Annotated in this window: 8 protein-coding genes; 3 read left to right on the top strand and 5 right to left on the bottom strand. The window is 50.0% G+C overall.

Features of this window, described 5'->3' with window-relative positions; genetic code table 11:
• Positions 1-1,131 (bottom strand): glycoside hydrolase family 9 protein (locus ABUA47_RS09720; protein WP_349831567.1); only part of this gene is annotated, 1,131 nt, incomplete at its 3' end.
• 308 nt (positions 1,132-1,439) lie between these two features.
• Between ABUA47_RS09720 and ABUA47_RS09715 the strand changes: the two genes are divergently transcribed.
• The gene (locus ABUA47_RS09715) at positions 1,440-2,408 is read left to right on the top strand and encodes a DnaJ C-terminal domain-containing protein (protein ID WP_005826253.1); all 969 of its coding nucleotides are present in this window, start codon (positions 1,440-1,442) and stop codon (positions 2,406-2,408) included.
• A gap of 17 nt (positions 2,409-2,425) precedes the next feature.
• Positions 2,426-2,719 (top strand): chaperone modulator CbpM, encoded by a 294-nt coding sequence (locus ABUA47_RS09710; RefSeq protein ID WP_009036538.1) that lies wholly within the window; start codon positions 2,426-2,428, stop codon positions 2,717-2,719.
• 137 nt (positions 2,720-2,856) lie between these two features.
• On the opposite strand, the gene ABUA47_RS09705 is transcribed toward ABUA47_RS09710, so the two are convergent.
• The 4 genes from ABUA47_RS09705 to ABUA47_RS09690 are packed head-to-tail and all read right to left on the bottom strand — an operon-like array spanning position 2,857 to position 7,327.
• On the bottom strand, positions 2,857-4,563 hold the full coding sequence (locus tag ABUA47_RS09705) for an acyl-CoA dehydrogenase family protein (protein ID WP_005826256.1): 1,707 nt from the start codon (positions 4,561-4,563) through the stop codon (positions 2,857-2,859).
• Positions 4,564-4,573: 10 nt separating this feature from the next.
• Complete coding sequence (locus tag ABUA47_RS09700) at positions 4,574-5,395, bottom strand: energy transducer TonB (protein WP_117945451.1); 822 nt, start codon at positions 5,393-5,395, stop codon at positions 4,574-4,576.
• A gap of 14 nt (positions 5,396-5,409) precedes the next feature.
• Positions 5,410-6,429 carry an electron transfer flavoprotein subunit alpha/FixB family protein gene (locus ABUA47_RS09695; protein WP_009036540.1) on the bottom strand — a complete coding sequence of 340 codons (1,020 nt, stop codon included), beginning with the start codon at positions 6,427-6,429 and terminating at the stop codon, positions 5,410-5,412.
• A 4-nt stretch (positions 6,430-6,433) separates the two neighbouring features.
• On the bottom strand, positions 6,434-7,327 hold the full coding sequence (locus ABUA47_RS09690) for an electron transfer flavoprotein subunit beta/FixA family protein (RefSeq protein WP_005826262.1): 894 nt from the start codon (positions 7,325-7,327) through the stop codon (positions 6,434-6,436).
• Positions 7,328-7,663: 336 nt separating this feature from the next.
• Between ABUA47_RS09690 and ABUA47_RS09685 the strand changes: the two genes are divergently transcribed.
• Positions 7,664-9,424, top strand: coding sequence for a 1-deoxy-D-xylulose-5-phosphate synthase (locus ABUA47_RS09685; protein ID WP_005826266.1), 1,761 nt, complete (start codon positions 7,664-7,666; stop codon positions 9,422-9,424).
• Positions 9,425-9,428 lie beyond the last annotated feature (4 nt).

Here is a 9,428-nt window from a genome sequence, read left to right as displayed (position 1 = left end):
TTCAAGGGCTTGGGCCAGGTATTTGTTGTCGCCGGTGGCTTTGTACAGTTCCATGGCTCCCAGTTCCATATCGTCCACCCAGTTGTCCTCTTCGTAAATGTAGGGAGACAAGACAGAGGCAGTCTGGCATGCTCCCGGTTTCTTTACGCCTTCCTGATAGGCGGCATCGGCCTTGGCTTCGATTTCTGCTGCAAATTCAGGATAGTAGTCTTTCAGTATCTTGGCGCCTAAAGCGAAGCAGGAGGCAAACTTGCCGGCAGTGCTTGCCACTCCGGTCGTTGCATTCTTGAACTCTCCACGTACTTGCGGTTCGCCACTGCAAAAGTAAACGGGGCGTCCTTTACCCGGTCCGTAGCCGTAATCCACCAGGTCTTTGTTAGGTAGGCGCATTCCGGCATGGTCACGGTCGTCGGCTATCTGGTTGTACAGCTCGCCCGGAGCAGGATTCATCCGGTTCAGCCAGTCCAGTCCCCACTTGATTTCGTCCACGATGTCGGGAATGCCGTTGGCTCCCGGATGTCCGGCTGCATCATAGGCGTCACCGAATGATTCCGGATTTTCCTGATAGGCAAACATCATCTGGTAGATGGCATTGGCGGAGGTGGTGGTGTATTGCAGATAGTCCGTAGCATCGTGCCAGCCTCCGCGGACGTCTATATGTTGTCCGGTTTTGGTGGGATGATAGACGATGTAGCCGTCGTGCACGTGGCAGCTGTCTTTCAGGAACGGATTATAGCCGCAGCGTTGCTGCCGCATGTAGTGCAGCAGGTAGTCTGCGGTACCGTTGTAGACTTGTGCATTGATGGGGAAACGGGGGGAGACCGCTTTGCCTGCTTTCAGATAATACGTGCCCGGTTCTGTGAAATCACTGAAGTTCAACCGGTAGGTACTCTTCATGCCTCCCATCTTGCCGGTGGCCTTGGTTGTGTTGAAGGTACGCACCACCTTTCCGGTGAAAGCGTCAATCAATGAATAATTTTCTACGTTTGTTCCTTCCTCGCTCATGAATACAGCGACTTTGACGGATTGCGGCAAATAGCCGAGTTGGTTGATTCTGATCCATTCGCCTGCTTTGCCCGGTAGGGCTACGAGAGCGAATATTACCGTTAGGAGCCAATAATTACTTTTCATAATGGGGGTTTTTAATCTAAGGTTGGGGATTATATATAAAACAAATTTTCCTTATTACAAATAAAGCATTTTCTGTCAATTTTAGGAAGATTTAGGATGAATAATTAGACGATATTAGGTGTCGTTTACACTATTTTGGTATTTTATAGACGTGAAATAAGTGTCTGGTTGAAACTAAATGTTTGTTTATCACGTAATTATTATGCTTGATGATGCTTTTTAATTTTCGTTTACCTATTTTAGTAATGCGTAAAACAAATTGGCGTGTTATTTGTTTTATGGTATTTAGACAATAAAACTAATAGACTATGGCTTATATTGATTACTATCAGGTCCTTGGAGTGGACAAAAAGGCATCTCAGGATGACATCAAGAGAGCGTTCCGCAAGCTGGCGCGCAAGTACCATCCTGACTTGAATCCGAACGATGCTACGGCCAAGGATAAGTTTCAGGCTATCAACGAGGCGAATGAGGTGCTGAGTGATCCTGAAAAAAGAAAGAAATATGATGAATATGGTGAACACTGGAAACATGCCGACGAGTTTGAAGCGCAGAAGCGGGCACAGCAGCAAGCCGGGGGCTTCGGGGGATTTGGCGGTGCCGGTTTTGGAGGTTCCGGTGCGGGATTTGGTACGGACGGAGGCGGTACGTATTGGTATTCTTCCGACGGCCAGGAATTTTCGGGCAGTAATGCCGGTGGTTTCTCAGACTTCTTCGAACAGATGTTCGGTCATCGTACGCGCGGCGGAGGCGGTGCCAATGCCGGTTTCCGCGGGCAGGATTATCATGCGGATTTGAACCTCTCGCTTCGTGAGGCTGCGAAGACCCATAAACAGATATTGACGGTGAATGGCAAGCAAGTGCGTATTACCATTCCGGCCGGTGTGGCCAACGGACAGGTCATCAAACTGAAAGGCTATGGTGGCGAGGGCATCAACGGAGGTCCTGCAGGTGACTTATACATCACGTTTGTGATTCCGGACGACTCGGTATTCAAGCGTTTGGGAGATGATTTGTATGTGGATGTGACCGTCGACCTTTATACAGCCCTGCTGGGTGGCGACCAGTTGGTGGATACTTTGGATGGTCAGGTGAAGCTGAAGGTGAAACCCGAAACTCAGAACGGGACTAAGGTACGTCTGAAGGGTAAGGGCTTCCCCGTATATAAGAAGGAGGGACAGTTTGGCGATCTCATCGTGACTTATTCCGTGAAGTTGCCGACAAACCTGACGGAACAGCAGAAAGAGATGTTCCGTAAAATTCAGAGTATGAACTAATGAAAGGAGAACGGATTATGCAGAACGAATGGATTGTCATCAGCGAATATTGTGACAAGTGTCATATAGAGCCCACTTTTATTGATATGCTGTGCGAAAGTGGACTGATAGATGTGGAGCAGGAAGGTGGAGAGCGTTATCTGCCTTTCTCCGAGTTGCCGGATGTGGAACGGTACAGCCGTATGTACTACGACCTTTCCATCAATATGGAAGGGATTGATGCCATCCACCATCTGCTGGCAAGGATGGAAGAGATGCAGCGGGAGATACACTCGCTGCGCGGCAGGCTGAGGCTGCACGGAGAGTATTAATTTTCCTTTCGTCTCTTTGAGAACTTTTGTCCTTTTAAGAAGGGGCAAGCAGGAGGAAGTATTTCAGAAAAAACAAGCGGGCACCGGAGTAGCTAAACTCCGGTGCCCGCTATATTTGCCTTGTCCAAGCAATGCGTTTATTTGCGGTAGCTTTCCAGCTCTTCTGCCTTGAACTTACGGATGAAGTTAAAGTGTTTTTCCACTTCAGCTTCTGCGTAGTTCACATACACCAGAGCCGACTTGCCGAACAGTTCGGGAGCCTTTGTCGCGTCCTGAATGATGAGGTGCGACATGATACATACCGCAGCCATCTCATAGAGGCGACGTGCCACGAAGTCCAGCAATTCCTGATTCTGTGCCTCTTTCACCGCATTGGTGCAGGCTTCGAACTTGTTGGTCATCTCTTTGATGCGGTCCATCAACGGTTGCATTTCTTCGCTGCACGGCACTTGCTCGTAGTCGCGCAAGGTGGCAGAGTATGAGCCGTTTGTTACATAGCGGATAGCAGCTACGGTCTGCAACTGAGTAGTACCTTCGTAGATAGAAGTGATACGTGCATCACGATAGATACGTTGGCAAGCATACTCCAGCATGAAGCCCGAACCGCCGTGAATCTGGATGCTGTCGTAAGCATTCTGATTGGCATATTCAGAGTTCATACCTTTTGCCAGCGGAGTGAAGGCGTCGGCAAGTTTGGCATACTTCTTTTGTTCCTGGCGTTCTTCCGGAGTCAGTTTGCGTTCGCGAGCAATGTCGTCCAGCGCTTTGTAGATGTCAACGTAGCGGGAAGTCTGGTACAGCAAGGAGCGTCCTGCATCCAACTTGGCTTTCATAATAGCCAGCATGTCATATACAGCCGGGAATTCGATGATAGCCTTGCCGAACTGCTTGCGGTCTTTGGCATAAGCCAGACCTTCGTTGTAGGCAGCTTGTGAAAGGCCTACCGACTGTGCGGCAATACCCAGACGGGCACCGTTCATCAAAGCCATAACGTATTTAATCAAACCAAGCTTGCGGTCGCCGCAAAGTTCTGCCTTTGCATTCTTGTAAACCAGCTCGCAGGTGGGAGAGCCGTGGATACCCAGCTTGTTCTCGATGCGGCGCACGTCTACACCGCCTTCATTCTTATCGTAGATGAACATGGACAAGCCACGTCCGTCTTTGGTACCCTCTTCTGAACGTGCCAGTACGAGGTGGAGATTGGCGTCACCGTTAGTAATAAAACGCTTCACGCCGTTCAGGCGCCAGCAGTTGTTGGCCTCGTCATAGGTCGCTTTCAGCATTACGCTCTGCAAGTCGGAACCGGCATCCGGTTCTGTCAGGTCCATAGACATGGTCTCTCCGGCGCAGACACGCGGTATAAAACGGCTGTGCTGGTCTTCGTTACCGAATTCGTAGAGCGTTTCGATACAGTCTTGCAGTGACCAGATGTTACCGAAACCGGCATCGGCGGCGGCAACGATTTCCGCACACATGGTGTACGGAGTAATCGGGAAGTTCAAGCCACCGAAACGGCGCGGCATGGTCATACCGTTCAATCCGGCTTTTACCATGGCGTCGAGGTTCTGCTTGGTGCCGCTGGCATATTCCACACGGCCGTTGGCACAGTGGGGACCTTCTTCGTCCACGCCCTCGGCATTGGGAGCGATAATCTCTCCAGTAATCTCTCCGGTGATTTCAAGTACCTTGTCAAAAGAGTCCATAGCATCCGCATAGTCCTGCGGGGCATAGTCATACTTGTCTTTGTCTTGGTAACCGCGTTCTTTCAGTTCGCAGATACGTTCCATCATCGAGTTGTTCAGATGATACTTCAATTCGGGAACTTCGGTATAAAAATTTGCCATAATTTCTTGGTTATTTAGGTATTCTGAAGTATAGGGGTATGGTGAGTTTCACTCGCTTGGCCTCTCCGTCCTGATAGCCGGGCGACCAGCGGTAGACGTCGGCAATGGCCTCGAAAGCGCGTATGGCTTCTTTGTCGATGTCATAGCGCACGGACTGGAGAATTTGGGGATGGGTCATCTTGCCTTCTTCGTCTACAACGAATCGTAGGATTACCCTTCCTTCTGCCTTTTGCTTCCAGGCGTCTTCCGGATATTTGGTAACATTGGCCACCAGTTTCATGAGGTTCTCTATTCCACCGGGGAAGGATGGAAACATGAAATACGGCTGATGTTCCATTTCAGTTCCGTGCTCGTCGAACATCTTTCCACCGGTACACTGATTCTCTGAATAGTGTTCCTCTCTACGGAGTTTCCCGTCGGGATAGTACTGCAGGAGTGTTCCGTCAAGTTTACCATCGCTGTAGCTCCGGGCCAGATGTATGGCACCGTCGGGATAATACACCATGGTCTGCCCCTCCAGGCGGTTGTCTCTATATACTTCTGTCAGGCTGTCCTTGCCATTTGCATAGAATGATGTATGCAGGCCTTCCCTTATCCTTTTGCGGGGATTGCTTTTGTATTCGGAGAAATGCCAGACATCCTTCTTTTGTCCTTCCAAAGCATACTCTTCCACCTTGATGCACTTCTTGTTTATCTTGGAAACAAGAGCATACTTGACTGCCTGGATGGAGTCGTCCGTCCATTGGTAATTCTTGTCCAACCAGAGCTTTTCTTGAGCGATAGCGGAAGATATACCTGAAAGAAGAACAAATATAAGAATCAGCCCTTTCATGATTACCTTTATTGTTATTTACTGTGTGATTTATAATATTTTATCATCTTCGGGATAACCTCTTCCACCGTACCGTTGATGACATAGTCGGCAATCGTATTGATGGGAGCGTTCTCGTCATTGTTGATGGAGATGATAATACCACTTTCCTGCATACCGGCAATGTGCTGGATTTGTCCGCTGATGCCGCAAGCAATATACAGTTTGGGGCGGACAGTGACACCGGTCTGGCCAATCTGGCGGTCATGGTCGGCATAACCGGCATCGACGGCAGCACGGCTGGCGCCTACCTCTGCATGGAGTTCTTTGGCAAGCTCGAACAACATGTCAAAACCTTCCTTGCTTCCCATGCCGTAGCCGCCAGCAATCACGATGGGAGCGCCTTTCAGGTTGTGTTTTGCCTTTTCTACGTGGCGGTCGATGACTTTTACCACATAATCCGTCTCGGGCACGTACTTGGCAACGTCGTGGTTGATGACTTCGCCCTTATAGTCAGCGTCCAGTATCTCTTTCTTCATCACACCTTCGCGAACGGTTGCCATCTGCGGACGGTGCTCGGGATTCACAATCGTGGCAACGATGTTACCGCCGAATGCGGGACGGATTTGATACAGCAGGTTCTCGTAAACCTTGCCTTCCTTCTTGTCTTCGTGGTTGCCGATTTCCAGTGAGGTACAGTCGGCGGTCAGTCCGCTGGTCAAAGCGGAAGAAACGCGCGGACCGAGGTCGCGACCGATAACGGTGGCGCCCATCAGACAGATTTGCGGCTTTTCTTCTTTGAACAAGTTGATGAGGACAGAGGAGTGGGGAAGGGAAGTATAGGGGAACAAGCCCGGAGCGTCGAATACGTGGAGTTTGTCTACTCCGTAGGGTAATACTTGCTTTTCAATGCCTGCCAGATTGCTTCCGGCAGCAACTGCCTCCAGTTGGCAGCCCAACTGATTGGCTAATTTACGACCTTTGGTCAAGAGTTCGAGACTGACGTCGGCAACTGTTGTGCCTTCTATCTCTAAATATACAAATACATTATTCATAATCTTATCCTATCGTATGGTTGGCTAACAGTTCAACAATCAAATCTTCCACATCCTTGTCGCTGCCCGTCAGCGTTTTGCTTTCTTTGGCCTGGAATGAGATGTTCTGAATGGTCTTCACCTTGGTAGGCGAACCGCTCAGACCGCATTGTGCAAGGTCGCCGTTCACGTCGGCAACACTCCATTCCGTGATGTTCAGATAGGGATATTTCTCGTAGAGGCCGGCGTAGGCAAGCTCAGCGCCTTCCTTGGTGATGGCAGCTTTTTCCTGGGCACCGAGGGCGCGTTTGTACTTCTGCACCAGTTTGGCATTGCGCGGGCGGCAGGGAGCGGCACTTCCGTTTACGGTGATGACTATGGGCAGGGGAGCCTCAACGGTTTCCACACCACCGTCAATATGACGTTTCACGGTAATCTTCTTGGCGGCTTTATCCACGTTCAGAATCTCTTCTGCGTAGGTCACTTGCGTCAGCCCCAGCTTTTCGGCAACCTGCGGGCCTACTTGGGCGGTATCACCGTCGATGGCCTGGCGTCCGCCAATGATGACGTCATAGTCGCCTATCTTCTTGATGGCTGTGGCAAGGGCATACGAAGTGGCAAGCGTATCGGCACCTGCAAAGGCGCGGTCGGTCAGCAGATAGCCGTTGTCGGCACCACGGTAAAGTCCTTCACGAATAACTTCGGCTGCACGTCCCGGTCCCATGGTCAGGATGGTAACGGTGGAGCCCGGATGTTCATCTTTCAGTCGGAGAGCCTGTTCAAGAGCGTTCAGGTCCTCGGGGTTGAAGATGGCAGGGAGTGCCGCGCGGTTGATAGTTCCGTCGGCTTTCATGGCATCTTTCCCAACGTTGCGTGTGTCGGGAACTTGTTTTGCCAATACAACAATTTTCAAACTCATGCTATTAATTATTAGTATTAGTATTTCTTTGTATGTCAGTACCGGGAATAGGAGTAGTAGAATCCTGCTACTGAAATTGGCCGGTTAACTCATTATCAGCCTGCAAATTTACGGAAAGAGTTGGGTTTGACAAGAAAATGGGGTGAAAAATGCACAAGTTGAGGGATTTTGCGCAAATATCAGTTGGCTCTATATCTGTAAAAAAGGTAATAAAACCGGTAATTTATCTACCTTTCCGTTCCCGTTTCCTCTGTACTTTTGCAGCGTCTGGATGAGGTCTGCATAACGGGCAGCATCGGATAAACAAGCATTGCTACTTAAATGTTATTATAGAATATGTATATTGAAAAAGTAAATTCCCCTGCTGACGTGAAAAAGTTATCAGTCAGCGAAATGAACGGATTGGGTGGAGAAATCCGCCAGGTGTTGTTAAACAAGTTAAGCTCCCACGGAGGACACGTAGGTCCCAACCTGGGAATGGTAGAAGCCACCATAGCCCTGCATTACGTGTTCGATTCACCAACGGACAAGATAGTCTATGACGTGTCTCACCAAAGTTATACCCATAAGATATTGACAGGCCGCCGGGCAGCGTTTATGAATGCGGACGAGTATGACGAAGTCTCCGGATATTCCGAACCGTCGGAAAGCGAGCACGACTTCTTCGTCATTGGGCATACCTCTACCTCCGTCAGTCTGGCAAGCGGACTTGCCAAGGCGCGTGACCTGAAGGGGGAGGCGGGTAATGTGATTGCCGTCATCGGCGATGGCTCGTTGAGTGGAGGTGAAGCCTTCGAAGGATTGAATGTAGGTGCCGAACTGGGCACGAACTTCATCGTCATTGTCAACGATAACCAGATGTCCATTGCCGAGAATCATGGCGGGCTATACCGCAATCTGCAACAGTTACGCGAAACGGAGGGGCAGGCTCCCTGCAACTATTTTAAGGCAATGGGATATGATTATCTCTATGTGAAGGATGGCAATGACGTGGAGCAATTGATAGAGGCTTTCCGTGAAGTGAAGGACAAGAAGCATCCGGTTGTGGTACATATCAATACCTTGAAAGGTAAGGGATACAAATTGGCAGAAGAGCAAAAAGAACGTTTCCATTACAGTGTTCCGTTCGACCTTGAAACCGGCAATCTGACCGGTGAGTCTGGAGAGGGTGAAGACTATGCCGACCTTACCGCCGGTTATTTGTTGCAGGAGATGAAGAAAGACCCGACTGTGGTGGGCATCACCGCAGGTACACCTACGGTATTTGGCTTTACACCGGAGCGCCGCAAGGAGGCAGGGCGGCAGTTCATCGATATGGGCATTGCCGAAGAGCAGGCTGTTGCCATGGCTTCTGCCATTGCTGCCGGAGGTGGAAAACCGGTATTCGGGGTCTACAGCACCTTTATCCAGCGCGCCTACGACCAGTTGTCCCAGGATCTTTGCATCAACAATAATCCTGCACTGATTCTTGTCTTCTGGGGAAGCTTATCGAGTATGAATGATGTTACCCATCTTTGTCTTTTTGATATTCCGGTCATCGGTAATATTCCGAATATGGTTTATCTGGCACCTACTTGTCGTGAGGAGTATATGGCAATGCTGGAGTGGGGCATCCGTCAAACGGAACATCCGGTTGCCATTCGCGTGCCGGCCAATGGGGTTGTCCGCAGGAATGTAGAACCGGAGAAGGATTACGGCAAGACGCTGAACCGTTATGAGGTGTCCCATCGTGGAGAGAAGGTCGCCATATTGGGACTGGGCTCTTTCTATCAGTTGGGCGAAGCCGTGGCTGCCCGGTTGAAGGAAGAGAAAGGAGTGGATGCCACGCTTGTCAATCCTCGCTACATCACGGGTGTGGACGAGGCTTTGCTCGATGACCTGAAGCGCGACCATACACTGGTCATTACTCTTGAGGACGGAGTGCTGGACGGTGGCTTTGGCGAGAAGATTGCCCGTTATTACGGTCCGTCGGATATGAAGGTACTGAACTATGGTGTGAAGAAAGAGTTTATCGACCGTTACGATGTGGAGGAGCAGTTGAAGAAGAACCGGTTGACGGTTCCGCAGATTGTGGAAGATATCTGTAGGATTTGGTAAGAAT

The organism is Bacteroides sp. RTP31139st1_H2_RTP31139_211217, from assembly GCF_040227615.1.
GTDB classification, from domain to species: Bacteria; Bacteroidota; Bacteroidia; order Bacteroidales; family Bacteroidaceae; genus Bacteroides; species Bacteroides uniformis.
Note: the sequence above shows the minus strand (reverse complement) of the source record. Positions and strands in the feature narration are given on the sequence as shown.